This window comes from Serratia sp. CY81684 (assembly GCF_052166595.1).
Taxonomy (GTDB): domain Bacteria; phylum Pseudomonadota; class Gammaproteobacteria; order Enterobacterales; family Enterobacteriaceae; genus Serratia; species Serratia nematodiphila.
On record NZ_JBJNOO010000004.1, the window covers coordinates 352,718 to 378,561 of the forward strand.

At 61.1% G+C, this 25,844-nt stretch carries 21 protein-coding genes; 14 read left to right on the forward strand and 7 right to left on the reverse strand.

Annotated features, from left to right (window positions below):
• Positions 1–3 precede the first annotated feature (3 nt).
• The gene (locus tag ACJ8QF_RS16665) at positions 4–900 is read right to left on the reverse strand and encodes a LysR family transcriptional regulator (protein WP_015379061.1); all 897 of its coding nucleotides are present in this window, start codon (positions 898–900) and stop codon (positions 4–6) included.
• Between the two features lie 272 nt (positions 901–1,172).
• Between ACJ8QF_RS16665 and ACJ8QF_RS16670 the strand changes: the two genes are divergently transcribed.
• From ACJ8QF_RS16670 to ACJ8QF_RS16705, 8 genes are all read left to right on the forward strand, one after another.
• Positions 1,173–2,489: a M20 family metallo-hydrolase gene (locus ACJ8QF_RS16670; protein ID WP_280631209.1), complete on the forward strand. Its 1,317-nt coding sequence runs from the start codon at positions 1,173–1,175 to the stop codon at positions 2,487–2,489.
• Positions 2,486–3,937, forward strand: coding sequence for a M20 family metallopeptidase (locus tag ACJ8QF_RS16675; RefSeq protein ID WP_442537696.1), 1,452 nt, complete (start codon positions 2,486–2,488; stop codon positions 3,935–3,937). The genes ACJ8QF_RS16670 and ACJ8QF_RS16675 overlap by 4 nt, the downstream gene beginning before the upstream one ends.
• A 100-nt stretch (positions 3,938–4,037) precedes the next feature.
• Complete coding sequence (gene abgT, locus ACJ8QF_RS16680; protein ID WP_004937321.1) at positions 4,038–5,564, forward strand: p-aminobenzoyl-glutamate transporter; 1,527 nt, start codon at positions 4,038–4,040, stop codon at positions 5,562–5,564.
• A 178-nt stretch (positions 5,565–5,742) separates the two neighbouring features.
• A complete protein-coding gene (locus ACJ8QF_RS16685; RefSeq protein WP_442537697.1) occupies positions 5,743–6,669 on the forward strand; it encodes an aminoimidazole riboside kinase in 927 nt (308 codons plus the stop codon).
• 194 nt (positions 6,670–6,863) lie between these two features.
• Positions 6,864–8,273: a carbohydrate porin gene (locus tag ACJ8QF_RS16690; RefSeq protein WP_442537738.1), complete on the forward strand. Its 1,410-nt coding sequence runs from the start codon at positions 6,864–6,866 to the stop codon at positions 8,271–8,273.
• A 63-nt stretch (positions 8,274–8,336) separates the two neighbouring features.
• The gene (locus ACJ8QF_RS16695; protein WP_442537698.1) at positions 8,337–9,707 is read left to right on the forward strand and encodes a sucrose-specific PTS transporter subunit IIBC; all 1,371 of its coding nucleotides are present in this window, start codon (positions 8,337–8,339) and stop codon (positions 9,705–9,707) included.
• A complete protein-coding gene (locus ACJ8QF_RS16700; RefSeq protein ID WP_442537739.1) occupies positions 9,707–11,116 on the forward strand; it encodes a sucrose-6-phosphate hydrolase in 1,410 nt (469 codons plus the stop codon). The genes ACJ8QF_RS16695 and ACJ8QF_RS16700 overlap by 1 nt, the downstream gene beginning before the upstream one ends.
• 21 nt (positions 11,117–11,137) lie before the next feature.
• Positions 11,138–12,181 (forward strand): LacI family DNA-binding transcriptional regulator, encoded by a 1,044-nt coding sequence (locus tag ACJ8QF_RS16705; protein ID WP_015379068.1) that lies wholly within the window; start codon positions 11,138–11,140, stop codon positions 12,179–12,181.
• A 57-nt stretch (positions 12,182–12,238) separates the two neighbouring features.
• On the opposite strand, the gene exbD is transcribed toward ACJ8QF_RS16705, so the two are convergent.
• Together exbD and exbB are read right to left on the reverse strand one after the other, a co-directional pair.
• Positions 12,239–12,661, reverse strand: coding sequence for a TonB system transport protein ExbD (gene exbD / locus ACJ8QF_RS16710; protein ID WP_004937307.1), 423 nt, complete (start codon positions 12,659–12,661; stop codon positions 12,239–12,241).
• Positions 12,662–12,664: 3 nt separating this feature from the next.
• Positions 12,665–13,645 carry a tol-pal system-associated acyl-CoA thioesterase gene (gene exbB, locus ACJ8QF_RS16715; RefSeq protein WP_004937304.1) on the reverse strand — a complete coding sequence of 327 codons (981 nt, stop codon included), beginning with the start codon at positions 13,643–13,645 and terminating at the stop codon, positions 12,665–12,667.
• 431 nt (positions 13,646–14,076) lie between these two features.
• Here exbB and metC point away from each other — a divergent pair, with 431 nt between their 5' ends.
• Both metC and ACJ8QF_RS16725 read left to right on the forward strand, forming a co-directional pair.
• A complete protein-coding gene (gene metC / locus ACJ8QF_RS16720; RefSeq protein ID WP_442537699.1) occupies positions 14,077–15,273 on the forward strand; it encodes a cystathionine beta-lyase in 1,197 nt (398 codons plus the stop codon).
• A gap of 145 nt (positions 15,274–15,418) precedes the next feature.
• Complete coding sequence (locus ACJ8QF_RS16725) at positions 15,419–16,081, forward strand: DedA family protein (protein WP_004937300.1); 663 nt, start codon at positions 15,419–15,421, stop codon at positions 16,079–16,081.
• Positions 16,082–16,091: 10 nt separating this feature from the next.
• Here ACJ8QF_RS16725 and ACJ8QF_RS16730 read toward each other — a convergent pair whose 3' ends face one another.
• Entirely contained in the window at positions 16,092–17,012 is a 921-nt protein-coding gene (locus tag ACJ8QF_RS16730) for a LysR substrate-binding domain-containing protein (RefSeq protein WP_442537700.1), read from the reverse strand.
• A 108-nt stretch (positions 17,013–17,120) separates the two neighbouring features.
• On the opposite strand from ACJ8QF_RS16730, the gene ACJ8QF_RS16735 reads away from it, so the two are divergent.
• Complete coding sequence (locus tag ACJ8QF_RS16735) at positions 17,121–18,149, forward strand: zinc-dependent alcohol dehydrogenase family protein (protein WP_004937296.1); 1,029 nt, start codon at positions 17,121–17,123, stop codon at positions 18,147–18,149.
• Between the two features lie 7 nt (positions 18,150–18,156).
• On the opposite strand, the gene ACJ8QF_RS16740 is transcribed toward ACJ8QF_RS16735, so the two are convergent.
• Entirely contained in the window at positions 18,157–19,044 is an 888-nt protein-coding gene (locus ACJ8QF_RS16740; protein WP_404948517.1) for an AraC family transcriptional regulator, read from the reverse strand.
• Between the two features lie 226 nt (positions 19,045–19,270).
• Between ACJ8QF_RS16740 and yqhD the strand changes: the two genes are divergently transcribed.
• The 3 genes from yqhD to ACJ8QF_RS16755 all read left to right on the forward strand — a co-directional run bounded on the left by yqhD (position 19,271) and on the right by ACJ8QF_RS16755 (position 22,290).
• The gene (gene yqhD / locus ACJ8QF_RS16745; RefSeq protein WP_015379073.1) at positions 19,271–20,434 is read left to right on the forward strand and encodes an alcohol dehydrogenase; all 1,164 of its coding nucleotides are present in this window, start codon (positions 19,271–19,273) and stop codon (positions 20,432–20,434) included.
• A 284-nt stretch (positions 20,435–20,718) separates the two neighbouring features.
• Positions 20,719–21,543, forward strand: a complete 825-nt coding sequence (gene dkgA / locus ACJ8QF_RS16750; RefSeq protein ID WP_004937289.1) for a 2,5-didehydrogluconate reductase DkgA — start codon at positions 20,719–20,721, stop codon at positions 21,541–21,543.
• 141 nt (positions 21,544–21,684) lie between these two features.
• Positions 21,685–22,290 carry a transglycosylase SLT domain-containing protein gene (locus tag ACJ8QF_RS16755; protein WP_004937286.1) on the forward strand — a complete coding sequence of 202 codons (606 nt, stop codon included), beginning with the start codon at positions 21,685–21,687 and terminating at the stop codon, positions 22,288–22,290.
• 63 nt (positions 22,291–22,353) lie between these two features.
• Here ACJ8QF_RS16755 and ACJ8QF_RS16760 read toward each other — a convergent pair whose 3' ends face one another.
• Together ACJ8QF_RS16760 and ACJ8QF_RS16765 are read right to left on the reverse strand one after the other, a co-directional pair.
• Positions 22,354–24,522: a YgiQ family radical SAM protein gene (locus tag ACJ8QF_RS16760; RefSeq protein ID WP_004937285.1), complete on the reverse strand. Its 2,169-nt coding sequence runs from the start codon at positions 24,520–24,522 to the stop codon at positions 22,354–22,356.
• 80 nt (positions 24,523–24,602) lie between these two features.
• Positions 24,603–25,337 (reverse strand): GntR family transcriptional regulator, encoded by a 735-nt coding sequence (locus ACJ8QF_RS16765; RefSeq protein WP_004937283.1) that lies wholly within the window; start codon positions 25,335–25,337, stop codon positions 24,603–24,605.
• Positions 25,338–25,844 lie beyond the last annotated feature (507 nt).

The window sequence follows — 25,844 nt, forward strand, 5'->3', positions numbered from 1 at the left end:
GTATCACCGACAGTAAAGGCGAAACAGGCGCGCCAGGTGCGCGCCCATCGGCGTCAGGGTGGTGTCCTTGCGTTGGATAAGATAAAACGTCGCTTTCGGCAGACGCTCTTCCAGCTCGAGCGGCACCAAATGCTTGCCCAAAATCGGATCCGAAATCACGTCCACCGACAGAATGCTGACAAAATCGCTCTGCGCCACCAGGCTGGTACAGGCCATAAAGGTCTCGCAGGTCACGCTGATCGACGGCGCCATGCCCAAGTCCCCGAACAGATCGTGCAATAGCCGATAGTAACTGCCTTTCGGTGTCGGCATGGTCCAGTCGCAGTGCTGCAGCTGTTTCAGCGAGGTCGCCCCCTCCATCGGATGCCCTTTGCGCACCACTACCCGATACTCTTTTTCCATCAGCCGTTCATACTGCAGCTCGTTGTCGAGGCTGCTGGGGTAGTAGGTATTGACGGTAAAATCCAGCTCGCCCTGGCGCAGTTCTGGGATCATCGACACCAGTTGCCCCTCGACGATGCGCACCTTCACGTTGGGATACTCACGGTGAAACTGGGTGACCACCTGCGGCATCACGGTGCGCGCAATGCTGCCGCCAACGCCGATATTCACCGTGCCGCCCGCCAACCCCAGCCGTTGCTGAATGTCTTCCTGCGCCACCCGCAGCTCTTCGAGGATCAGGCTGGCATGCTGGAAAAAGTTATCGCCGCAGTCGGTCAATACCACCCCCTGACTGCGGCGAATAAACAGCTTGGCGCCCAGCACCTCTTCCAGCTCCTGAATGGCTTTGGTCAGTGCAGGCTGGGAAAGGCGAGAGGTGCGGCTTGCGGCGCGGATGCTGCCCTGGCGGCTAACGTCCACAAATGCACGCAATTGGTGCAATTTTATCGAGGCTGGCATAGGCGAAAGGCGATAACCGTTGTTTATCAATAGCAAGATATTGGCATCTTATTTAGCCAGATTCCATTGTGTACATTCGGAAAAAACATAATAAATAACCAAATTCTTATTTCGCTTAATTAAGCGCATTTTCTGCGCCAATAAGCGCCATTCACGGCAGTTAGTAACCAAACGCACCTTTTTCTTTGCAATAGCTTCACCGTCTGATTTCAGTTCAGAGCATAACTGCTGCCTGGAGCGATCCAGCGCGCGATAACTTATGAGATATCACTATGACTAATTCGCTTTCGATGTTGGTGGCTGATTTGTACCCGCAATTGCAGGCCTGGCGCCGCGACTTCCACCGCTATGCCGAATCCGGCTGGTTTGAGTTCCGCACCGCCACCCTGGTGGCGGAAGAACTCGATCGGCTGGGCTATCGCCTGCAGCTGGGCCGCGAGGTCATCAAGGCAGAGGCGCGCATGGGGCTGCCCTCGCCCGCCGAGCTGGAAGCGCAGGAACAGCGCGCCCGCAATCAGGGGGCGTTGGAAAAATGGTTGCCGCATTTTTCCGGCGGCTTCGCCGGCATCGTTGCAACGCTCGATACCGGCCGCCCCGGCCCGACTATCGCTTACCGCGTGGATATGGACGCCCTCGATCTCAACGAATTGCTGGAACCCGAACACCTGCCGTTCCGTGAAGGGTTCGCCTCTTGCAACAGCGGCATGATGCATGCATGCGGTCATGACGGCCATACCACCATCGGCCTAGGGCTGGCGCACGTGTTCAAAAGCCTGGAATCCCAGCTTCGCGGCACCGTCAAACTGATCTTCCAGCCGGCGGAAGAAGGCACACGCGGTGCAAAATCGATGGTGGAGGCCGGCGTGGTGGACGACGTCGATTTCTTCACCGCGGTGCATATCGGCACCGGCGTGCCGGCCGGCGAGCTGGTGTGCGGCAGCGACAGCTTTATGGCCACCAGCAAGCTGGACGTTACTTTCCGCGGCGTCGCCTCCCACGCCGGCGCCAAGCCGGAAGACGGCCGCAACGCGCTGCTGGCGGCGGCGCAGGCTGCGCTGGGGCTTTACGCCATCCCGCGCCACAGCGAAGGCAGCTCGCGCATCAATGTCGGCGTGCTGCAGGCCGGCACCGGCCGCAACGTGATCGCCGATCGGGCGTTTATGAAGGTGGAGACGCGCGGCGCCACCAATGAGATCAACGCGTTTGTCTATCAACAGGCGCTGAACGCCATCGAAGGCGCCGCCAAAATGCACGGCGTCGCCTGCGATATCGCGCTGATGGGCGCGGCGCAGAGCAGCAAACCGACCCAACCGTGGGTGGATTACATCCGCCGCCAGGCGCAGCAGATAACCGAGCTGACCTCGGTGGTCGATCGCCGCGAACAGGCTGCGGGTTCCGAGGACGCCACCTACATGATGGAACGGGTGAAATCCCGCGGCGGCCAGGCCTCATACGTCATTTTCGGCACCGAGCTGAGCGCCGGGCACCATAACGAGAAATTCGACTTCAACGAGCAGGTGATGGCGGTGGCGGTGAAAACGCTGGCGTCGCTGGCGCTGAACCTGCCGACATTCGGGAGCGGAGCATGAGCAACTCAGAACTGCAGGCTTTTATCGACGACTACATTGACCAAAGCCAGCCCCGCTTCAGCGCGCTGAGCGACGCGATTTGGGACCACCCGGAAACGCGCTTTAACGAGACCTATTCCGCCACGTTGCTGGCCGATGCGCTGGAGCAGGAAGGCTTCTCGGTCGAACGCGGCGTGGGCGACATCGAGACGGCGTTCATCGCCAGCTACGGCAGCGGCCACCCGGTTATCGCGCTGCTGGGCGAGTACGACGCGCTGGCCGGGCTGAGCCAGCGGTCCGGTTGCGCCACGCCGCAGCCGCTGGTGGAAAACGGCAACGGCCATGGCTGCGGCCACAACCTGCTGGGCACCGCCGCGTTGGCGGGCGCCTTCGCCGCCAAGGCATGGATGCAGCAGAACCGGCTGAGCGGCACCCTGCGCTTCTACGGCTGCCCCGGCGAAGAAGGCGGCTCCGGCAAGACCTTTATGGTGCGCGAAGGCCTGTTCGATGACGTCGACGCCGCACTCACCTGGCACCCGGAAGGCTTCAGCGGCATGTTCAATACCAGCACGCTGGCCAACATCCAGGCGGCGTTTCACTTCAAGGGCGTCGCCGCCCATGCCGCCAACTCGCCGCACCTGGGGCGCAGCGCGCTGGACGCGGTGACGCTGATGAATACCGGCGCCAACTTCCTGCGCGAACATATCGTGCAGGAAGCGCGGCTGCACTACGCGGTTACCAACACCGGCGGCAGCTCCCCCAACGTGGTGCAGGCCGACGCCGAGGTGTTGTACCTGATCCGCGCGCCGCAACTCGATCAGGCGCAGGACATTTACCAGCGGGTGATCAACATCGCCAAGGGCGCAGCGCTGATGACTGACACCCAGATGGAGGTGCGCTTCGACAAAGCCTGCTCCAACTATGTGCCGAACCGCAGCCTGGAACGCGCGATGTATCAAAACCTGTGCGATTTCGGTCTGCCCGAGTACAGCGACGCCGAGCGCCGCTTCGCCGAGGAAATCCGCCAGACCCTGAGCCGCGACGACCTGCGCAACGCCAAACTCAATATTGCCCGCACCGGCGGCGCGGCCGGACGCGAGTGGGTGCAGCAGTTGGGAGATAAGGTGCTGATGGACGAGGTCGCGCCTTATGTGGAATCCGACGATCTGCTGTACGGCTCTACCGACGTTGGCGACGTGAGCTGGGTGGCGCCGACCGCCCAATGCTTCAGTCCTTGTTTCGCACTCGGCACTCCGCTGCACACCTGGCAACTGGTGGCGCAGGGCCGCACCGCTATCGCCCATAAGGGCATGTGCCTGGCCGGCAAGGTGATGGCGGCGACCGCCATCGATCTGCTGAGCGACAGCGCCCTGCTGGCGCGCTGCCGCAGCGAGTTCGAGCGCCAGCGCGCCGAACAGCCGTACCGCTGCCCAATCCCGCAGGGGGTGCAACCATCGCCATTGAAATAGCATGAACAGACAGGGCCCGGACAACCGGGCCACTAAGTATAATTATAAATAAATCAAATAATAACAATCACACAACAGAGCAAACACAGAGGGTAAAATCATGAGTGAGGCCACAACGCCAATCAATAAAAGCCCCGGACGCGTTTTTTACTGGGTGGAACGCATCGGCAATAAGATCCCCAATCCGTTTTTACTGTTCGTCTATTTGATCCTGGTGCTTATGCTGGCCACCGCGCTGTTTTCCTGGCTCGACGTGGCGGTGAAAAATCCGGCCACCGGCGAGCTCATCAAGGTGAATAACCTGATGAGCGTGGCGGGCATGCAGTGGATATTTCCCAATATCATCCATAATTTCAGCAGCTTTGCGCCGCTGGGGGCTATTTTGGCGCTGGTGATAGGTGCCGGCCTGGCGGAAAAGGTCGGCCTGCTGCAGGCGCTGATGTACAAAATGGCCTCGCGCGTCAGCGCCCGCTACGCCAGCTATATGGTGCTGTTTATCGCCTTCTTCAGCCATATATCATCGGACGCTGCGCTGGTGGTGATGCCGCCGCTCGGCGCGCTGATGTTTATCGCGGTGGGTCGCCACCCGATAGCCGGGCTGCTGGCGGCGATCGCCGGCGTCGCCTCCGGCTTTACCGCCAACCTGTTGATCGTCACCACCGACGTATTGCTTTCCGGCATCAGCACCGAAGCCACCAAAGCGGTGGACGGCGCGGTTCACGTCAGCGTGATCGACAACTGGTACTTTATGGCCACCTCCGTGATCGTGCTGACCATCGCAGGCGCGCTGCTCACCGACAAGTTTATCGAGCCCCGTCTGCCGAAGTGGCAAGGCGGCGCCGAAGACAAAATCGCAGCGCTGACCCCGCTGCAGAACCGGGGGCTGATGATGAGCGGCATCGCCGCGCTGGTGTTTATCGCCATCATCGCCGCTCTGGTGGTGCCGGAGGCCGCGCCGCTGCGTGACCCGAACACCGGTTCGGTGATCCCTTCCCCGTTCATCAAGGGCATTGTGCCGATCATCATCCTGTTCTTCTTCACCGTCGCCATTACCTATGGCGTGGTCACCAAACAGATCCGGCGGCCGGACGATATTCCCCACCACTTGCTCGATCCGATGAAAAGCATGGCGGGTTTCATCGTGATGGTGTTTCCGCTGTCGCAGTTCGTGGCGTTCTTTAACTGGAGCAACATGGGCAAGTTTATGGCCGTCGGCCTGACCGATATGCTGGAAGCCGCCGGCATGAGCGGCGCACCGGCATTTCTCGGCCTGATGTTCCTCTCTGCCTTCCTGTGCATGTTCATCGCCAGCGGCTCGGCGATCTGGTCAATTTTGGCGCCGATCTTCGTGCCGATGTTTATGCTGCTCGGTTTCCACCCGGCGTTCGCCCAGATGATCTTCCGCATCGCCGACTCTGCGGTGCTGCCGCTGGCGCCGATGTCGCCGTTCCTGCCGCTGTTCCTCGGCTTCCTGCAGCGCTACCGCAAAGACGCGCAGCTCGGCACCTATTACGTGCTGATCCTGCCCTATCCTTTGGTGTTCTTCAGCGTGTGGATTTTGCTGCTGCTGGTCTGGTATGCGCTAGGCTTGCCAATCGGTCCCGGCGTCTATCCGAAGCTGGGCTAAACGCCCCGCTATCTCGCCCCGCGCCGGTTCGCGGGGCAGATCCCCTTCTCCCCAAGCCCAGCAGAAAGATTGATCTTCCTCACTGACCAAGCGGCTTTGAGGATTATTTCATTGCCTTGCTAAACCGGTTCTTCTATTTTAGCTCACCATCTGACAACGACAAAAACAGGGATTAAGCATGATGAATCGCGTATGGGTACTGGGCGACGCCGTGATCGACCTGGTGCCGGAAAATGCCAACGGTTATCTCAAATGCCCCGGCGGCGCGCCGGCGAACGTGGCGGTGGGTATCGCCCGCCTGGGCGGCGACAGCGCCTTTATCGGCCGGGTGGGGCAAGACGGCTTCGGTGCCTTTTTGCAGCAGGTGCTGAGCGATGAAGGGGTGGATATCGGCCATATGCGGCCAGACCCCGAACACCACACTTCCACGGTGGTGGTGGATCTCGATCTTCAGGGTGAGCGCTCATTCACGTTTATGGTGCAGCCCAGCGCCGATCTGTTTTTGCAGCCCGACGATCTGCCGGCTTTCCAGCGGGGCGAATGGCTGCACCTCTGCTCCATCGCGCTCTCGCAGGAGCCCAGCCGCAGCGCGGCCTTTACGGCGATGGAACGCATGCGGGCAGTCGGCGGCCGGGTCAGTTTCGATCCCAACATCCGCGAAGAGGTCTGGCGCCAGCCGGAAGCACTGCGCCCCTGCCTGCAAAAGGCGCTGCTGCTGGCGGACGTGGTGAAACTGTCGCGCGAAGAGCTGGCTTTCATCAGCCATCTTGACGATCTGGAGAACGCCATGCGCTGGATGATGCAAACCTATCCGCTGCGCCTGCTGCTGGTGACGCTGGGCGGCGACGGCGTCTGCGTACACGATGGGCATCGTCTGCGTCATTTCCGCGCAACGCCTGTCGTGCCGGTCGATACCACCGGCGCCGGCGACGCCTTCGTCGCCGGGCTGTTAGCGGCGCTGGCACGCCTTCACGCATTGCCGCAGGAAGCGCAATGGCCGGCGGTTATCGCTCAGGCTCAGGCCTGCGGTGCGCTGGCCACCACCGCCAAGGGCGCTATGACCGCCCTGCCCCGCGCCGACGAGTTGGCTGCTTTCCTGCGTTGATTCTCTGCATCCACGGCGCTCCCCTTAGCGCCGTGGTCTTTTAACCCACGATTTGCGTACTCGATCACAATAGCTGAATCGGGTTAGCAAACTTGATTGCCAGTCCGCTTCTCGATCGCTATCTTTCGCCATGAAAAACCGGTTTAGCAATTTAGCAAAAAATAATAACAACCCTTCCCGGATGATAGACGATGATGAAAAAACTCAGCTATTTGGCGATAACAACAGGGCTTTTCCTCTCCACGTCTGCCGCAGCGGCCTCGGGCGGCGGCAGTATCGAGGCGCGTCTCAACGCGCTGGAACAACGTCTGGCGCAGGCGGAACGGCGCGCCGCTCAGGCTGAAATCCGCGCCACGGTGGCGGAACGCCGGGCGCAACATCTGGAACAGCGCACCGCCAACACCGAACGGCAAACCGCGCAGATTGCGCAGATTGCGCAGCATGCCGCTACGCCGATTGCCCCGGCCAGCGCGCTGAAATTGAGCGGATTCAATGAGCTGAAGCTGTATGGCGACGTGGAGTTCAACCTGGACGGCGCCAGCCGCAGCGGCCAGCTGACGTCGTTGAAAGGCAGCGACCACAAGGACTGGAAACCCGGCAACAAAGAGCGCTGGGACATCAACGGCCGCATTCTGGTCGGGCTGGACGGCTACCGCCGCAATCCGGACGGCAACTTCTCCGGCTTCAGCGCCCAGCCGCTGGCGGACATGAGCGGCAAAATGAACCTGGACGACGCCGCTTTCTTCTTCGGCAATGAAAAGAACTGGCAAACCAAAATCGGCCGCTTCGAAGCCTACGACATGTTCCCGCTGAATCAGGACACCTTCATTCAATACTCCGGCAATACCGCCAACGACCTGTACGCCGACGGCTTCGGCTATATCTACATGATGAAAGAAGGCCGCGGCCGCAGCAGCAGCGGCGGCAACCTGATGCTGAGCAAATACGCCGGGGATGTCTATTTCGAACTGAACACGCTGGTGGAAGACGGCACCTCGCTGTTCCAGGACAACAGCTACCACGGCAATGCGCTGGAAAATAAGAAAAACGTCGCCTATTTGCGCCCGGTGATCGCCTGGAAGAAAGACGCCTTCAGCATCGCGGCGGCGATGGAAAGCAACGTGGTGAATAACGCCTACGGCTATCAGGACAGCCAGGGCCGCTTCGTCGATCAATCCAAGCGCAACGGCTACGGCATGACCATGAGCTGGAACACCAACGCGGCCGATCCGGATAACGGCGTGGTGGCCAACCTGAGCACCGCCTACCTGGATGCGTCAGGCGAGCAAGACTTGACCGCCGGCGTCAACGTGCTGTGGCGGCGCTTCGAACTGGGTTATATCTATGCGCACAACAACATCAAAGAGTTCAATACCGCCGGGATCGCCGCCGATATCCACAACCCGCTCAGCGAACCGGGCAACTACGACATCCACACCGTTCATGCGTCGTATCAGATACCTAACATTATGAATATGAAGAATTTTAATTTGTATTTGGGGGCCTATGTCTCGCTGCTGGAAGCCAACGCCGACAGCAAGATAGCCAACGGCGACAACGACCAACGTTACGGCATGCGCGCCAGATTCAAGTATTTCTTCTGACATCGATTCACGTCGCTGCGCCGCAAACTGCGCAGCGGCATTTTTATTTAGCAAGGGGACAACATGAATATTACCGCAACCGCCAACGCGCTGTTGCCGCTGCTCGGCGGTAAAGAGAACATCGCCAGTGCCGCCCACTGCGCCACGCGCCTGCGCCTGGTGCTGGTGGACGACAGCAAGGTGGACAAAGAGGCCATCGGCAAACTGGACGGCGTTAAAGGCTGCTTCAGCAACGCCGGCCAGATCCAGGTGATCTTCGGCACCGGGCTGGTCAACAAGGTGCATGCGGAATTCATCAAGGCGGCGGGCGTCAGCGAATCCAGCAAGGCCGAAGCCGCCGATATCGCGGCGAAAAAGCTCAACCCGCTGCAGCGCATCGCCCGCCTGCTGTCGAACATCTTCGTGCCTATCATCCCGGCGATCGTCGCGTCCGGCCTGTTGATGGGGCTGCTCGGCATGGTGAAAACCTACGGCTGGGCCGATGCCAACAGCGCGTTGTTCATCATGTTGGATATGTTCAGTTCGGCGGCGTTCATTATTCTGCCGATTCTGATCGGCTTCACCGCCGCACGCGAATTCGGCGGCAATCCCTATCTGGGCGCCACGCTCGGCGGCATTTTGACGCATCCGGCGCTGACCAATGCCTGGGGCGTCGCCGGCGGATTCCACACCATGAACTTCTTCGGTCTGGACATCGCCATGATCGGCTACCAGGGCACGGTATTCCCGGTGCTGCTGACGGTGTGGTTCATGAGCCTGTTGGAAAAACGGCTGCGCAAGGTGATCCCCAACGCGCTCGATCTGATCCTGACGCCGTTCCTGACGGTAGTGATCTCAGGCTTTGTCGCCCTGCTGTTTATCGGCCCCGCCGGCCGCGCGCTGGGCGATGGCATCTCCTTCGTGCTCAGCACGCTGATTGCCCATGCGGGGTGGTTAGCCGGGCTGCTGTTCGGCGGCCTCTATTCCGCTATCGTCATCACTGGCATCCACCACAGTTTCCACGCGGTAGAAGCCGGGCTGCTCGGCAACCCCAATATCGGCGTCAACTTCCTACTGCCGATCTGGTCGATGGCCAACATCGCTCAAGGCGGCGCCTGCCTGGCGGTCTATTTCAAAACCCGCGACGCCAAAATCAAAGCCATTGCGGTGCCTTCGGCCTTTTCCGCCATGCTCGGCATCACCGAGGCGGCGCTGTTTGGCATCAACCTGCGCTTCGTGAAACCGTTTCTGGCGGCGCTGGCGGGCGGCGCGCTCGGCGGCGCCTGGGTGGTGGCCAACCATGTCGGCATGAACGCGGTCGGGCTGACGGCGATCCCCGGCATGGCGATCGTGCAGGCCAGTTCGCTGGTCAGCTATATCATCGGTCTGGCGATCGCGTTTGGCAGCGCCTTTGTCCTCTCCCTACTGCTGAAATACAAAACGGACGCGCAATGATGGAAGAACTCAGCTTAATCAAACAGGCAATGCGGGCGGTAATGAACGGCCAGCCGCTCGCGCTGCGCGATCCGCACCGACCGGACTGGCATCTGGCACCCAGCGTTGGCCTGCTGAACGATCCCAACGGCTTTATCCAGCACAACGGCGTTTATCATCTGTTTTATCAGTGGAATCCGCTGGGTTGCGATCATCGCAACAAATGCTGGGGACACTGGCAGTCGGCTGATTTGCTGCGTTGGGAGCACCAGCCAATCGCCCTGGCGCCCGGCGCCTGTTACGACAGCCACGGCTGTTACTCCGGCTCGGCGGTGGTGGCGGAAGGCAAAATCACGCTGATCTACACCGGCAACGTGAAATTCCCAGACGGCTCACGCACCGCTTACCAATGCCTGGCTCAGGAAAGCGAACGGGGCGAATATCGCAAACTTGGGCCGGTGCTGCCGCTGCCGGAGGGCTACAGCGGTCACGTACGCGATCCGAAAGTGTGGCGTCATCAAAATGACTGGTACATGGTGCTCGGCGCGCGTGACCTGCAGGATCGCGGCAAGGTGCTGCTGTTTCGTTCCAGCGATCTGCGCGACTGGCAAGCGCTGGGAGAGATCGCCGGTTCCGGACTGAACGGCTTAGAGGAATTCGGTTACATGTGGGAGTGCCCGGACCTGTTCTCGTTGGACGGCGATGAGGTGTTGATCTGCTGTCCGCAGGGGCTGACGCCGCAGCCGGAACGCTATCTCAACCGTTATCAGGCCGGTTATCTGCTCGGCAAGCTGGATTACCGGCAGGCGGCCTTCAGCCACGGCGAATTCCGCGAGCTGGACGCCGGCTTCGAGTTCTACGCGCCGCAGACGACGTTGGCGGAAGATGGCCGCCGCCTGCTGTTCGGCTGGATGGGCGTGCCCGAGCAAGATGAAGAAGCCCATCCGACGCGCCGTTACGGCTGGATCCACACCATGACCTGCCCGCGCGAACTGTCGCTGCGGCATGGCCGCCTCCACCAGCGCCCGGCGCGCGAGCTGCAACAGCTGCGCGGTGAGCGAGCAGGCTGGCAAGGCCGCGCCGATAACGCCCCCGCCTATGCGCTGGGGGCCGCGGAGCTGCAATTGACGCCGCAGGGCCCGTTCAACGCAACCTTTGGCGACGCGATGACGCTGAACTGGGACGGCGAAAGGCTGCAGCTGACGCGCGCTTCCCTGACCGACGGCCGGCCGGAGCACCGTTACTGGCGCGGCCCGGTCACGCATCTGCAACTGCTGTTCGATCGTTCCAGCGTGGAGATTTTCATCAACCACGGCGAGGCGGTGATGAGCGCACGCTACTTCCCGGCGGGTGAGCCGCAACTGCGGCTGTGCGGGAGCGCGCCGCTGGCGTTGGAATACTGGCCGCTGACGCCATGCATGCTAGAATGACGCATCCTCCGATGACTTCAGATGGCGTCAGTGAAAAAAAATAAACGCATTACCATCAGTGACATCGCCACGCTGGCCGGGGTGTCGAAATCGACCGCCAGCCTGGTGCTGAACGGCCGCAGCAAGGAATACCGGGTGTCCGACGACACCCGCGATCGCATTCTGGCGCTGGCGCACGAACACCATTATCAGCCCAGCATCCACGCCCGCTCTTTGCGCTCCAACCGCAGCCACACGCTGGGGTTGGTGGTGCCGGAGATGACCAACTACGGCTTTGCGGTGATTTCGCGCGAGCTGGAAACGCTGTGCCGCGAAGCCGGGCTGCAGCTGTTGATCGCCTGTACCGATGAAAACCCGGCGCAGGAAATGATGGCGGTGAACAGTCTGGTGCAGCGCCAGGTCGACGGATTGATTGTCGCCTCCAGCCAGCTAAACGACGCGGAATACCAGAAGATCAATGTCGGACTGCCGGTGGTGCAGATGGACCGTCTGATCGCCGGTTCCGAACTGCCGCTGGTGATCACCGATTCGGTCAACTCGACCGCCGACCTGGTGGAAAAGGTCGCGCGCCAACATCCGGACGAGATCTATTTTCTCGGCGGGCAGCCGCGCATTTCGCCGACCCGCGATCGGCTGGCCGGTTTCCAGCTTGGCCTGCAGCGCGCCGGCATCGAGTGCAAACCGGAATGGATCATCAACGGCAACTATCACCCCAGCTCAGGTTACGAGATGTTCGCTCAGCTGTGCGCACAGCTGGGACGGCCACCCAAAGCGCTGTTTACCGCCGCCTGCGGCCTGTTGGAAGGGGTATTGCGTTATCTGACTCAACATCAGCTGATGGAGAGCGACATCCACCTGTGCAGCTTCGACGATCACTACCTGTTCGACTGCATGACGCTGAAGATCGATACGGTCGCACAGGACTGCCGGGCGCTGGCGCAACATAGCTTCGACCAAGTCACCGCACTGATCGACGAGCGGCCGCTGGAACAGAACGCGCTTTATCTGCCGGGCCGTATCCGCTGGCGCCATGCCGGTTCCCGGGCTTTGTTGGCCGAAGAGTGATATCTCTGAATCAGTAAAAAAGGGCGCCGAAGCGCCCTTTTTTGTTTCATCAGCCCGCTACTTGGCGGCGCCTTCCATGCCCACCAGCCCCACTTTCAGGTAGCCGGCTTTACGCAGGGTGTCCATCACGCTCATCAGCGTTTCATAGTCCACGCTCTTGTCCGCCTGGAAGAAGATAGTGGTTTCTTTGTTCGCCTGGGTGCGTTGATCCAGCACCGAAGTCAGCTGATCGGCATTCACCGGCTGATCGCCGACGTAGAGCTGCTTGTCGGCCTTCACCGACAGGAACACCGGTTTCTCCGGCCGCGGCTGCGGCTTGGCGGAGGAGGCCGGCAGATCGACGCGGATATCTACCGTTGCCAGCGGCGCGGCCACCATAAAGATGATCAACAGCACCAACATGACGTCGATAAACGGCGTCACGTTGATTTCATGCAGTTCGCCGCTGTCGTCCAGATCTTCATTTAAGCGCATCGCCATGACTCACCCCGCCCGCAGTTGGTGCGCGTGCTGTGAGCGCTTGGCTTCCGCCGTCGCGGCCAGATCCAAATCACGGCCCTGCAGCAGCAAGACCTGCGCCGCCACGTCGCCCACCTGGGCGCGATGGCCGCTGATGACGCGAGCGAAGATGTTGTAGATAACGACGGCAGGGATAGCCGCGACCAGACCCAGTGCGGTCGCCAACAGCGCTTCCGCGATGCCCGGCGCTACGACCGCCAGATTGGTGGTCTGCGAATGGGCGATGCCGATGAAGCTGTTCATGATGCCCCACACGGTGCCGAACAGGCCGACGAACGGCGAGATGGCGCCGATGGTGGCCAGGAAACCGTTGCCGCGGCCCATGTTGCGGCTGTAGGCCGCCACGCGGCGCTCGAGGCGGAAGCCGGTGCGCTCTTTGATGCCGTTGTTGTCGTTGGATTCCGCAGACAACTCCAGCTCATTTTGCGCGTCGTTCAGCAATACCGCGCTGACGCTCTCCGGACCGAAGTTTTGCGCCAGCTCGGAGGCTTCATCCAGCGAGCGCGCTTCTGCCAGCGCCAGCTGTTCGCGGCGCAGACGGCGCTTGGCGCGCAGCAGTTCGCTGCCTTTGGAGAACAGAATGGTCCAGGTCACGATCGAGGCCAGCACCAGGCCGATCATTACCGCTTTCACCACCGCGTCAGCGTGCTGGTACATGCCCCAAACGGACAGGTCCATGCCGCGGGTTTCCGGTGGCTGGATCGTTGGCGCCGGGTTCACCGGCGTGATGCTCTCCGGCGCGGCGGCTGCAGCAGGTGCAGGCGCGGTGGTCGGCGCAACGCTTTCGGCAACGGCCGGATTGCTCGCCGGCGCGGCCTGCGCGCTGCCGGCCAGCCCTACGACCAGCACCATAGATGCCATCAGGCTGCGGCCGAAGGCCTTGCCCCACTGCGCCCGGCCCTGGCCGAACGATCCTTGATTTAAATTCTTGCCAGCCGTTTTCACGCTGTGCCTCCACCCATTACCGATCAAAATTAAGGAATAATTCAGCGTGCGATCATATCAAACCAACCGGGGATTGATAGTGGTTCTCATTATTATTTACCAAATAAACGAGAAAATTTTAGCCAGCCCCGTTACAAAGCGCCAATCTGTGTCCGTTCACCGCCAAATGCCCCTTTTATAGGGTGATTTCGTTACTTTTCTTCCACAACGACGCAACAACGCCACGCTGCCGAACGGCGTCTTGACCGATGAATGGGCTTCTCTCTCGCACCACGGCAGAAGGATGAGGCGAGAAATGCACGCCCGACAGACAATTATAGCCGTTTCTATATCTGGAAGTTAAAACGTCTGGATGGCTATATTAACTCATGTTAACGTAAGGGCTATCGTAAACGGGCACGTGCAGAGCAACCAGAGGTGAGCCAGGTACCATGACGTCAAAACATATCGAAACCGCGCTGATCGGCGCCGGCCGCGGCAAACGCTACACCCAGGGCTCTGTCAATCCCGTCACGCAACGCGCCTCTTCTTTGGTCTTCGACTCCGTCGCCGCCAAAAAACACGCCACCGCGCAACGCGCCCACGGCGAGCTGTTTTACGGCCGACGCGGCACCCTGACCCACTTCGCCCTGCAGGATGCGATGGTGGAGCTGGAGGGCGGCGTCGGCTGCGTGCTGTACCCCTGCGGCGCGGCGGCGGTGGCCAATGCGATCCTGTCGTTCGTCGGCGCCGGCGATCACCTGCTGGTCACCGGCTCTGCGTACGAACCGACCCAGGATTTCTGCACCCATATCCTCGGCCGCATGAACGTCAGCACCACCTATTTCGATCCGCTGATCGGCGCAGACATCGCCAAACTGATCCAGCCCAATACCCGCGTGGTGTTCCTGGAATCCCCCGGTTCCATCACCCTGGAAGTGCAGGACATTCCGGCGATAGTGCAGGCCATTCGCGCCGTGGCGCCAGAAGTGGTGATCATGATAGACAACACCTGGGCGGCGGGCGTGCTGTTCAAGGCGCTGGATTTCGACATCGACATTTCTATTCAGGCCGGCACCAAATACCTGATCGGCCATTCCGATTACATGCTTGGCACCGCCGTCGCCAACGCGCGCTGTTGGGATCAACTGCGCGAGTACTCCTATCTGATGGGGCAGATGGTGGATGCCGACACCGCCTACATGGCGAGCCGCGGCCTGCGTACCCTGAGCGTGCGGCTGAAGCAGCACGAACGCAGCAGCATCGAGGTCGCCAACTGGCTGGCGGGGCGGCCGGAGGTGGCGACGGTCAATCATCCGGCCCTGCCGAGCTGCAAGGGCCACGAGTTCTACCGCCGCGACTTCAGCGGCTGCAACGGGCTGTTCTCTTTCGTGCTGAAGGAACGGCTGGACGATACGCAGTTGGCCGCTTACCTGGATAACTTCAGCCACTTCAGCATGGCCTACTCCTGGGGCGGCTTCGAGTCGCTGATCCTGGCCAACCAGCCGGAAGAACTGGAAGCGATCCGCCCGGCGGGCGGCGTCGATTTTTCCGGCACGCTGGTGCGGTTGCATATCGGCCTGGAGAACGTCGAAGACCTGATCGCCGATCTGGCGGCCGGCTTCGATCGCCTCAACGGCGTGCGCTAAGGCGGATTCCGATAATTTTCTTCGTCTCGTTTAATGTCGGCTTAAGCTATTAGCGGTACACTAACCGGGTAACTGTCAGATACGGTACCCGCCGCATCCTGGAGAACGTGACCCCGGGCGCAACCGGCATGCAACAGGACATAAAATGGATGTATTACGAGAGATTATTCATGCGCTTTGGCAGCAGGACTTTATCGCCCTCGCCGATCCAAGCGTAATTTGGGTGGTTTACGCCGTACTTTTCACCACTCTGTTTTTGGAAAACGGACTGCTGCCCGCCTCCTTCCTTCCCGGTGACAGCCTGCTGCTGCTGTCGGGCGCGCTGATCGCCAAAGGCGTGATGGGCTTTGCCCCCACTCTGCTGATTCTGACCGCCGCCGCCGGCCTCGGCTGCTGGCTGAGCTATATCCAGGGCCGCTGGCTGGGCCACACCGGCCTGGTGAAGAGCTGGCTGCTGCAACTGCCGGCACAGTACCACCAGCGCGCGCACAACCTGTTCAACCGCCACGGGCTGACGGCGCTGCTGATCGGCCGCTTCCTCGGTTTCGTGCGCACCCTGCTGCCGACCATGGCCGGCATTTCCGGGCTCAACAGCTCGCGCTTCCAGGTGTTCAACTGGCTGAGCGCGGCGATCTGGGTCTGCGCGCTGGTCGGCCTCGGCTACGCGTTCAGCCAAATCCCGCTGGTGAAACGCTACGAAAGCCAGGTGATGACCGGTCTGATGCTGCTGCCGCTGCTGCTGCTGTTTGTCGGCCTGCTGGGCGCCATGCTGGTGATCTGGCGTAAAAAACGCGCCGCCTCTTCCTGAATCGGGCGCGCTACAGCGCCTTCTCGACCAACGCCAGACTGGCAGGCAGTTTGCTCACCAGCGTATCCACCGCCAGCCGCACCTTCAGCGGCAGGTGAGGCGTGTGCGGCCACACCGCATGCGCTTCAAAGGCGGCGCCCGGCCGATCGCGCAGCAAGCGCACCAGTGCCCCGCTCAACAACTGCTCACGCACCAGCCAGCACGGCAGCCAGGCGATGCCGAAACCCGCCGTCGCCGCATCCGCAATCGCCTGCAGGTCGTCCATTTGCAGCCGGTTATTCGGCATCACGTCCTGCGGCTCGCCGTTCTCGTCCAGCACCCGCCAGCTGCGCCGTGCGCCGGCGCGCATATAGGTCACCGCCTCATGCTGCGCCAGTTGCTCGATGCTGTGCGGTTCGCCGCACCGCTGCAGATAGGCCGGCGAGGCGCACAGCGTCATACGGTGATCGCCGATGCGGCGCGCCACCAAGCCGCTGCTGTTGGCCAGCGTACCATTGCGGATCGCCATATCGAAGCCGTCCTCAATCAGATCCACCACCCGATCGCTGAACGACAGCTCCAACTCCAACCCAGGATGCTCGCGCGTCAGTTCGGTCAGCAGCGGCGCAATGCACATGCGGCCAAACAGCACCGGCATCGACACCCGCAGCCGACCGCTGACCTGCCGCTTGCCCGACTCCAGCAGCGTTTCCGCGCCACGGATCTCCTCCAGCGCCCGCAGGCAGCGCTCGTAGAACAGCGCACCGTCGTCGGTCAGGCTCTGGCTGCGCGTGGTGCGATGAAACAGCCGCACCCCCAGCCGCTGCTCCAACCGGGCGATAGTTTTGCCGACCGCCGAACGCGAAAGATGCAGCCGATTGGCCGCCACTGCAAAACTGCCCGCCTCCACGGCGGTAACGAATACCGAAATACCGCTCAACCGATCGCTCATGATTTGTCGCTCTGAAAGAAACAATCTGCGGAAATCTTATCGCCACTGGCGAACCTTCATCAACGATATTATCGGCAGGTCTGTTAATCGCTGACTTTGGAGAACATCATGACCAATACAATGCAACGCTGGACGATGAGTGCCCTGGGGCGTGAGCACCTGCAGCTGAGCGCAAGCGCCATCCCACAGCCGGGGCCGCACGAAATCAGAGTGAAAGTGAAGGCTATCTCACTCAATTACCGTGACAAACTGATGATAGAAAGCGGCATGGGGCTCACGCTGCCGCAGCCGTTCACGCCCGCCTCGGACATGGCCGGCGAGGTCGATGCCATCGGCCCCGGCGTCAGCCGCTTTCAGCCCGGCGCGCGCGTCATTTCCACCTTCAGCCCCGGTTGGCTCGACGGCGAGCAAAAACCCTACGGCGATGCGCGCCGGGTGCCTTACCACACCCTCGGCGGTTTTTATCAGGGCGTGCTGGCGGAATACGTGATTTTGCATGAAGACTGGCTGGTAGCGGCGCCGGCGTCGCTGGACGACGTCCAGGCCAGCACCCTGCCGTGCGCCGGGCTGACCGCCTGGTTCGCGCTGGTGGAACAAGGCAAACTGCATGCCGGCGATACGGTGCTGGTGCAAGGCACCGGCGGCGTGGCGCTGTTCGCGCTGCAGATCGCCAAAGCCCACGGCGCGGAGGTCTATGTCACCTCCGGCAGCGATGAAAAGCTGGCGCGAGCCCTGGCATTGGGCGCCAATCATGGCATCAACCGGCTGGACGGCGATTGGGTGGAGGCGATTTATGCGCTGACGCAGGATCGCGGCATCAACCATGTGATCGACACCGTCGGCGGCACCAACCTCGGCAACTCGGTGCGCGCCGTGGCGGTGGGAGGACGCATCTCGGTAATCGGCATCCTGGAAGGCAACGAGATTTCCGCTCCCGCCGGCCCACTGCTATTAAAATCCGCAGTGATTCAGGGCATCGGCGTCGGCCACCGCCGCGCGCTGGAAGACCTGGTGCGCGCCGTGGACGCCGTCAACCTGCAGCCGGTGATCGACCAGGTATACCGCTTCGATCAGCTGTCGCAGGCGTTGGATCACCTCGATCGCGGGCCATTCGGCAAGATCGTCTTAACCCCATAAACGCGGCTCAGCCCTCCAGCAGCAGCGGGTTGGCCTCGCGCAGCCGGGCGACTTCATCGCTCGGCGTCATGCCGAACAGCCGTTTGAACTCGCGGCTGAACTGCGACGCGCTTTCGTAGCCGACGCGGATCGCCGCCGTGCTGGCCTTCAGACCGTCATGCACCATCAACAGGCGCGCCTTATGCAGCCGGTACGACTTCACGTACTGCAGCGGCGAAGTGTTGGTCACCGCCTTGAAGTTGTGATGGAACGCCGAGACGCTCATGTTGACCTCGCTGGCCAACTGCTCGACGTTGATGCTGTCGGCATACTGATGTTCGATACGCCGCAGTGCCTTGGCGATCTGGCTGAAGTGGGTATGCCGATTCACCAACTCCTGCAGCGACGCGCCGCAGGCGCCGCGCAGCACATAATAGAGAATCTCCCGTACGATCTGCGGCCCCAGCACCCGGGCGTCGAGCGGATTGGCCATCACGTCCAGCAGACGCTCGGTGGCGCACAGCAACTCTTCCGTCATTTCCGCCAGGTTCACCCCGTTGCTCTCAGCCCGCGGTTGCATCAGATAGTCGTCATCGCCGATGTCGATCAGCAAGTCCTGCAGCATTTGGGTATCGATATTGACCGCCAACCCAACCAGCGGCAGTTCCGGGCTGGCGAAGGTTTCGCATTCAAACGGCAGCGGCACCGTCATCAGCAGGTAGTTGCGCGGATCGTATTGGAACTTCTTATTGCCGCAATAACCGACCTTGTGCCCCTGAAAAACAATGACGATCCCCGGTTCATACATCACCGGCTGACGCGGGCTGTGGCGATCGACATACAAAATCTTCACCCGCGGCACCGGCGACGGCGTGTAGCCGTTGCCGCTGGCGATAGTCATCGCCTGGCGCGCCATGCGGCTGCGCAGCGCATCGATTTCAATCACGGAAACACCCTCTTACAGTCAGAACGATTCGGCATAAATAATAATTTAAAACTCGCCATTTCTACAGTGACTTATAGGAATAGGCAAGAACCAAACAGAAATGTGCATTGTGCGTTGCCGCCCGGTTCCTGACAATACAGACCAGACACCTTTGCGCCGCTTTGGCGCCCGCCTGACAGAAAGAGAGAAATCAACCATGCACAACTTCATTCTGCATACCCCAACCAAAATCCTGTTCGGCAAGGAGCAAATTGCCGAAGTGGCCAGCCAAATCCCGGCGGACGCGCGCATCCTGATCACCTACGGTGGCGGCAGCGTGAAGAAAAACGGCGTGCTGGATCAGGTGCATAGCGCGCTGGCCGGCCGCGACGTGCGGGAGTTCTCCGGCATCGAGCCGAACCCGACCTACGAAACGCTGATGAAAGCGGTCGAGGTGGTGAAAGCGGAAAACATCGATTTCCTGCTGGCGGTCGGCGGCGGTTCGGTGGTTGACGGCACCAAGTTCATCGCCGCCGCCGCCCGTTATACCGCCAGCAGCGACGCCTGGCACATTCTGCAGACCGTCGGCAGCCACATCGCCGACGCGGTGCCGATGGGCTGCGTGCTGACGCTGCCGGCCACCGGCTCCGAGTCCAACAGCGGCGCGGTGATCACCCGCAAAAGCAGCGGCGACAAGCAGCACTTCTTCTCACCGCTGGTGCAACCGCGCTTCGCCGTGCTGGATCCGGTGGTGACCTACTCGCTGCCGCCGCGCCAGATCGCCAACGGCGTGGTCGACGCCTTCGTGCACACCCTGGAGCAGTATCTGACCTATCCGGTCGACGCCAAGGTGCAGGATCGCTTCGCCGAAGGCCTGCTGTTGACCCTGCTGGAAGACGGCCCGCGCGCGCTGGCCGAGCCGGAGAACTATGCGGTGCGCGCCAACGTGATGTGGAGCGCCACCATGGCGCTGAACGGCCTGATCGGCGCCGGCGTGCCGCAGGACTGGGCGACCCACATGCTGGGCCATGAGCTGACCGCCATGCACGATCTCGACCACGCGCAAACGCTGGCCATCGTGCTGCCGGCGCTGCTGCACGAGAAGAAAGCGCAGAAGCGCGAAAAACTGCTGCAGTATGCTGACCGCGTCTGGGGCCTGCGCGAAGGCAGCGAAGACAGCCGCATCGACGGCGCCATCGCCGCCACCCGCGCCTTCTTCGAGCAGATGGGCGTGCCGACCCGCATGGCGGATTATCAGCTCGACGGCAGCAGCATTCCGGCGCTGCTCGACAAGCTCCATCAGCACGGCATGACCGCCCTGGGGGAGCATCAGGACATCACCCTGGACGTCAGCCGCCGCATTTATGAAGCGGCGCGTTAATCGCAAAACGGCGATTTTTTGCTAGGCTTTAGTCTCCGCCAGCCATTTTCGCCGCATCCTGCGCCCGGCCGATCACCGGGCGCAGTCGGGCGCTTCAGCGCCGCCGATCGTTTCGCACCACTCGTCTTACCGCTCATTTGCAGGGAGAGCGGGGAGAAAATAGCCCTCCCGCCACCGCTGAAATTAGGCTGGCAAACCCGGCAACCGCCCATTTTGCCAACTAGAATTTATCTATAGCCGTTTCGGCGCCGCAGGCGCCGCAATCCGTACACAAGGAGATGCGCATGACAACGCAACAACCCATCATCAAACTCCACGATGGTAATCTGATGCCGCAGTTGGGTCTCGGCGTTTGGCAGGCGAGTATTGAAGAGACCACCCGCGCGGTGAGCAAAGCGCTGGAGATCGGTTACCGCTCCATCGACACCGCCGCGATCTACAAGAACGAGGAAGGCGTCGGCGCCGCGCTGCAGTCCAGCTCGCTGCCGCGCAGCGACCTGTTCATCACCACCAAGCTGTGGAACGACGATCAGGGCGATCCGCTGGCGGCGCTGGAAACCAGCCTGGAAAAACTCAAGCTGGACTATGTGGATCTGTATCTTATCCACTGGCCGCGCCCGCAGCAGGATCAATACGTCTCCGCCTGGCGCGAGCTGATCAAACTGCGCGAGCAAGGCCTGGTGAAAAGCATCGGCGTATGCAACTTCCATACGCCGCACCTGCAGCGCCTGCTGGATGAAACCAACGTGGCGCCGGTCGTCAACCAGATCGAGCTGCACCCGCTGCTGCAACAGCGCCAGCTGCGCGCCTGGAACGCCACGCACCATATCGCCACCGAATCCTGGAGCCCGCTGGCGCAAGGCGGTGAAGGCGTGTTCGACCAGCCGCTGATCAAGGCGCTGGCCGAGAAATACGAGAAAACCCCGGCGCAGATTGTGGTGCGCTGGCACCTGGACAGCGGTCTTATCGTCATCCCGAAATCGGTCACGCCGTCGCGTATCCGCGAAAACTTCGAGGTATTTGATTTCAAACTCGATAAGGACGAGCTGGGCGAGATCGCCAAGCTGGACGTCGGCAACCGCCTGGGGCCTGATCCGGATACCCTGTAACCCCCTCAAGCCCTCTCCGGCCGGAGGGGGCTTTTCCTTCCCGCACATTGCTCCCTTGCGCCGCCTGACGTTATGATGACGACGCCGGAGGCTCCAGCCGCCGGTTCACGCCGTTAAAAAAACAGACAAGCACGGAGCACCATGAAATTTTCTTTCTCACACGGGTCACGGCTGGGCATGCTTTGCATCATGCTGGTGCTGGCGGGTTGCGCCGGCAAGAAACAGCGCGTCAGCTACGATCGCCACGCCTTCGATAGCGCCATTAAAGACGCCGCCAGCGAATACGGCGTGGACGCCAAGCTGATCACCGCCATGATCCAGGTGGAGTCCGGCTTCAACCCTTCCGCAGTGAGCAGATCCAATGCGATCGGCCTGATGCAGCTGAAAGCCGATACCGCCGGCTGCGATGCCTATCGCTACAAAGGCAAACGCGGCTGCCCGGACGACGATGACCTGCGGGATCCCGACACCAATATCGATCTCGGCGCCGCCTATCTGGCCACCTTGCAAAAACAACAGCTTAAAGGGATCGCCAATCCCGTCACGCTGCGCTACGCCACCATCATCGCCTACGTCAACGGCACCGGCGCGCTGCTGCGCACCTTCTCCAGCAACCGTCAGCAGGCGATCGCGATGATCAACAACCTGTCGCCGGAGGCCTTTAACTGGCACGTGCGCAAATACCATCCCGCGCCGCAGGCGCCGCGCCATTTGATGAAAGTGGAAGCCGCCTACGAGCAGCTGTGACGCTCAAAAGTAAAAAGGAGAACCCGAGGGTTCTCCTTTTTGTTTACGCACGCGGTGCGGCCGTTACGGCTTGGCTTTGCGAATCGGTTTGCGCGGCGGCCGGTTGGACGGCGTGCGCTGCCGATTGATATCGGTATGTTTGGTCAGCGCCGGCCGGGTATGGCGCTGCAGGCGTTTCGCTTCGCGCTGCTCGTCGATGCTCGGCGCCGGCACCAGACAATCGCGGCGGCTGCCGATCAGGTGCTTCAGGCCCATCTCTTCCAGCGCGGCGCGGATCAGCGCCCAGTTGGCCGGATCGTGGTAACGCAGCAGCGCCTTATGCAGGCGGCGCTGGCGATCGCCACGCGGCACCACCACATCTTCACTCTTGTACCCCACCTTGCTCAGCGGGTTTTTGCCGCTGTAATACATGGTGGTGGAGTTGGCCATCGGCGAAGGATAGAAGTTCTGCACCTGATCGAGGCGGAAACGGTTCTTCTTCAGCCACAGCGCCAGGTTCACCATGTCTTCATCACGGGTGCCCGGGTGCGATGAGATAAAGTATGGGATCAGGTACTGCTCTTTGCCCGCCAGCTTCGAATAGTGATCAAACAGCTGCTTGAAGCGATCGTAGCTGCCCATGCCCGGTTTCATCATCTTCGACAGCGGGCCTTCTTCGGTGTGCTCCGGCGCGATCTTCAGGTAGCCGCCGACGTGGTGGGTCGCCAGTTCCTTGATATAGCGCGGATCTTCCACCGCCAGATCGTAACGTACCCCGGAGGCGATCAGGATCTTCTTGATGCCCTCCAGCGAACGCGCGCGGCGGTAAAGCTTGATGGTCGGCTCGTGGTTGGTATCCATATAGGTGCAGATCTCCGGATACACGCACGAGGCGCGGCGGCAGGTCTGCTCAGCGCGCGGGTTGGTGCAACGCAGCATGTACATGTTGGCGGTCGGGCCGCCCAGATCGGAGATCACACCGGTAAAGCCCGGCACCTTGTCACGGATCTCTTCGATTTCGCGAACGATCGAATCTTCCGAACGGCTCTGGATGATGCGCCCTTCGTGCTCGGTGATCGAACAGAACGAACAGCCGCCGTAGCAGCCGCGCATGATGTTCACCGAGAAACGGATCATGTCATAGGCCGGAATGCGATCCTGGCCGTAGGACGGGTGCGGTACGCGTTGATAAGGCAGGGCGAAGACGCTGTCCATCTCCGGCGTGGTCAGCGGGATCGCCGGCGGGTTGATCCACACGTAGCGATCGCCGTGTTTTTGCATCAGCGCGCGGGCGCAGCCTGGGTTGGTTTCATGGTGCAAAATACGCGAGGTGTGCGCATACAGCACCTTGTCGCCCTTCACTTTCTCGAAGGACGGCAGCAGCACGTAGGTCTTCTCCCACGGCTTCGGTTTGGCGGCGCGCACGGTGACAGGCTTGGCTTCCGGCTCTTTCGGCTTGGCGCCGTCGGCGCACGGCAGATCCTCGCCGTACGGGTTCGGGATAGGTTCGATGCGGCCCGGCTTGTCGAGGCGGGTGGAATCCACACCGCTCCAACCCGGCAGCGCTTCTTTGCGCATCACCGCAGTATTGCGGATATCGTGGATATCGCCGATCTTCTCACCGGCGGCCAGACGGTGCGCCACTTCCACCAGCGGACGCTCGCCGTTGCCGTAGATCAGCATGTCGGCTTTGGAGTCCACCAGCACCGAGCGGCGCACGGTATCAGACCAGTAATCGTAGTGGGCGATGCGACGCAGACTGGCTTCAATGCCGCCCAGCACGATCGGCACGTCTTTATAGGCTTCTTTGCAGCGCTGGCTGTAGACCAGGGTAGCGCGATCCGGGCGCTTGCCGCCGACGTTGCCGGCGGTATAGGCATCGTCGTGGCGCAGTTTGCGATCGGCGGTGTAGCGGTTGATCATCGAGTCCATGTTGCCGGCGGTGATGCCGAAGAACAGGTTCGGTTTCCCCAACCGCATGAAGTCTTCTTTATTGCTCCAGTCCGGCTGCGCGATGATGCCGACGCGAAAGCCCTGCGCTTCCAGCATGCGGCCGATGATCGCCATGCCGAAGCTTGGGTGATCGACGTAGGCGTCGCCGCTGATGATGATCACGTCGCAGCTGTCCCAGCCCAGTTGATCCATCTCTGCCCGCGACATCGGTAAAAACGGCGCGGTGCCAAAACATTCGGCCCAATAAGGCTTATAGGAAAACAGTTCACGATCGGGTTGGATCAGGCTGGTGGTGCTCATTCTGCTGCTCTTTTTACAGGTTAATTAATCGCCGGGCGGCGATTATACGCACTAGTGGCAAAAAGAGCATGGTTATTTCGCTAACCGTTCACTTCGAATTCATAAACGTCGCTGCGGCACAAGATATCGCTGAACTCCAGCGCCTCACCCTGAGCGTTGCGGCTGGTTTGGATGATGTGCAACAACGGCGCGCCGCACGGCACGTTGAGCAGTTCGGCGACCTCGTCGCTGCAGGACACCGCCTTCAACAGAAAGTGTTTATCCTCCGGCACGATGCCGCGCGATTGCCATAACGCATACAGCGAGTGTTCCAGCTGCGCCGGTTCGGGCAAGAAGCGCGGTGGTATATAGGTGGTTTCCAGCGAGACCGGGCTGCCGTTCAGCAAGCGTAACCGCCGCAGTTTGATCACTTCATCCCCCTCCGCCAGCCCCAACGCCGCCGCGGCCTTGGCCGGCGCGCCGACTCGGGTGCGCAGCAGCCATCGATTGCTGACGCGGCTACCATGACGCAGCGCCTGAGCGGTAAACCCGCTGTCCTTATCGAGGGAATAGCCGATGCGCATCGCCACGCGGGTGCCAACGCCCTGCTGCCGCGAAATCAGCCCCTTCTCCTCCAGCAGCTTCATCGCCTTGCTGACGGTGACACGCGACAGCGCCAAACCTTCCGCCATCTGCCGTTCCGGCGGCAGAAATGCCTCCGCCGCCAACACCTGCTGCCTGATCGCGGTTTCTATCGCCGTCGCCAGCTGAATATAACGCGGCGCTACCGCCCCCTGGGCCAGATGGCCACGCAGCCAGGCCATAAAATCCGTCATTCGCCCGCCCTCTTACCTATGCCATTTGTCTGGATTTCGTTTTTTATCCTATCGCCGATCCGGCGATAAGCCCCTCACCTTAACTAAAATATCGCTAATGTTTTCAGAGTGGCATCACAATTTTTGCCTAATGGACTTTCATTGGATCTAGATCGCGCGTAATCTGTGCTTATTGATGTTGATACATCAATCGCACCAACACCAGGGACCCACTTTAAAAACAATAAAAAACCCGCTGCCAGCCCTAAAGGATACCCTTGATGGCCGGTAGCGGGCCTATACTGTCAGCACAAACGGCCGAGAATAAGCAACGTAGCTAATGGATAGCCTGCTCACTGCTCATCGCCGCATCACAGGATCCCCTCGCGGTGGGCGAACCGGATCGATGTCGGCAAATAGAAAGGTTCCCGCTTCGCCAAACCCCGCTGCAGACCCACTCTTTGACTACACTCATTGGCGCCGTGCGGCCGACGTGCCTCACCCGATAAGGCGGATACCGCCCTCATT

Excerpts from the sequence above, each read along its gene's own strand:
- ACJ8QF_RS16765 (WP_004937283.1), bottom strand. The coding sequence starts at position 25,337 with ATGACGGATTTTATGGCCTGGCTGCGTGGCCATCTGGCCCAGGGGGCG.
- ACJ8QF_RS16740 (WP_404948517.1), bottom strand. The coding sequence starts at position 19,044 with ATGGCGCGCCAGGCGATGACTATCGCCAGCGGCAACGGCTACACGCCG.
- ACJ8QF_RS16700 (WP_442537739.1), top strand. The coding sequence starts at position 9,707 with ATGGAAGAACTCAGCTTAATCAAACAGGCAATGCGGGCGGTAATGAAC.
- ACJ8QF_RS16675 (WP_442537696.1), top strand. The coding sequence starts at position 2,486 with ATGAGCAACTCAGAACTGCAGGCTTTTATCGACGACTACATTGACCAA.
- metC (WP_442537699.1), top strand. The coding sequence starts at position 14,077 with ATGACGTCAAAACATATCGAAACCGCGCTGATCGGCGCCGGCCGCGGC.
- ACJ8QF_RS16735 (WP_004937296.1), top strand. The coding sequence starts at position 17,121 with ATGACCAATACAATGCAACGCTGGACGATGAGTGCCCTGGGGCGTGAG.
- ACJ8QF_RS16665 (WP_015379061.1), bottom strand. The coding sequence starts at position 900 with ATGCCAGCCTCGATAAAATTGCACCAATTGCGTGCATTTGTGGACGTT.
- exbD (WP_004937307.1), bottom strand. The coding sequence starts at position 12,661 with ATGGCGATGCGCTTAAATGAAGATCTGGACGACAGCGGCGAACTGCAT.
- ACJ8QF_RS16685 (WP_442537697.1), top strand. The coding sequence starts at position 5,743 with ATGATGAATCGCGTATGGGTACTGGGCGACGCCGTGATCGACCTGGTG.
- ACJ8QF_RS16690 (WP_442537738.1), top strand. The coding sequence starts at position 6,864 with ATGAAAAAACTCAGCTATTTGGCGATAACAACAGGGCTTTTCCTCTCC.
- ACJ8QF_RS16670 (WP_280631209.1), top strand. The coding sequence starts at position 1,173 with ATGACTAATTCGCTTTCGATGTTGGTGGCTGATTTGTACCCGCAATTG.
- ACJ8QF_RS16705 (WP_015379068.1), top strand. The coding sequence starts at position 11,138 with ATGGCGTCAGTGAAAAAAAATAAACGCATTACCATCAGTGACATCGCC.
- ACJ8QF_RS16725 (WP_004937300.1), top strand. The coding sequence starts at position 15,419 with ATGGATGTATTACGAGAGATTATTCATGCGCTTTGGCAGCAGGACTTT.
- ACJ8QF_RS16755 (WP_004937286.1), top strand. The coding sequence starts at position 21,685 with ATGAAATTTTCTTTCTCACACGGGTCACGGCTGGGCATGCTTTGCATC.
- dkgA (WP_004937289.1), top strand. The coding sequence starts at position 20,719 with ATGACAACGCAACAACCCATCATCAAACTCCACGATGGTAATCTGATG.
- ACJ8QF_RS16760 (WP_004937285.1), bottom strand. The coding sequence starts at position 24,522 with ATGAGCACCACCAGCCTGATCCAACCCGATCGTGAACTGTTTTCCTAT.
- ACJ8QF_RS16695 (WP_442537698.1), top strand. The coding sequence starts at position 8,337 with ATGAATATTACCGCAACCGCCAACGCGCTGTTGCCGCTGCTCGGCGGT.
- ACJ8QF_RS16730 (WP_442537700.1), bottom strand. The coding sequence starts at position 17,012 with ATGAGCGATCGGTTGAGCGGTATTTCGGTATTCGTTACCGCCGTGGAG.
- yqhD (WP_015379073.1), top strand. The coding sequence starts at position 19,271 with ATGCACAACTTCATTCTGCATACCCCAACCAAAATCCTGTTCGGCAAG.
- abgT (WP_004937321.1), top strand. The coding sequence starts at position 4,038 with ATGAGTGAGGCCACAACGCCAATCAATAAAAGCCCCGGACGCGTTTTT.